This window comes from Methylobacterium sp. WL119 (assembly GCF_008039875.1).
In the GTDB taxonomy this organism is placed as follows: Bacteria; Pseudomonadota; Alphaproteobacteria; order Rhizobiales; family Beijerinckiaceae; genus Methylobacterium.
This window is the reverse complement of the sequence record NZ_VRUU01000246.1, coordinates 1-810: the sequence shown is the minus strand read 5'-3', so window position 1 is coordinate 810 and position 810 is coordinate 1. Positions and strand designations below refer to the sequence as shown.

At 38.1% G+C, this 810-nt stretch carries 1 pseudogene; it reads right to left on the bottom strand.

The window, feature by feature from the left end:
• Positions 1-810 (bottom strand): annotated as a pseudogene (locus tag FV227_RS29470) (hypothetical protein); the annotation flags it as partial.

Below are 810 nucleotides of genomic sequence, written 5' to 3'. Positions count from 1 at the left end.
GCGATCTAGAATGACGCCTAATCATTATATCGACGGCAGATATAAAATATTGATATAGTATAATTATAGGTACAACCGCGATTGCAGTACTGGAAGTAGAAATAAGGAGAAGAAATAGTGATATGGCAGATATTACACCCATGACTATTGGCTGAAAGCCAATTATAAACAATCTAGCCGTAAAACATAGAATACCGATCGTTGCGTATGAGAAGGCAGAAGTCTCAGTAAAAGATCCAGCAATTCGGTGAAGCCCTGCACCAGCTTCCTCAATGTGCAGAGCGTACCCAGCATTCCTTATGAAGCCTAATAGATATGGCGTGTTTGTCCAAAATGTTATAAGATCTGCAGCTGCAAAAAAAATATTCGTGAAGGCGCATATAACTATAGAGCGCAGAAGAACTCGGTATTCTTTTTCTGATCTGCAATACAAAGTGATAAACAAAAAGCAAAAAAAGTTTGCGGTTTGGTATATGGTTTGAGTGATGTTGCCAGAGGTGGGACCCAAAGGCACTTCTAAAACAGCTGGACCATAGTCAGATACGCCAATTGTATTGACTTGAGTAATGCCGGAAAAAATTCTTGGAAAGAATATTGCCGATACGGTAGCATAAATATTTAATGCAAAAAGCCAAAATATAATTCTCCCTGTTTTAAAATGAGAAAATGTATCTGAAATCACAGCCCTGTTGAAGAACAAGACTATTAAAATAAAACCTAAAAACAAATGAGGAGGCTGAATCGTTCCACTGCTTAATAATATGGCCCCCGCAGCCCCCAATAATGTTAAAGGGGTAAGTACTAATATTG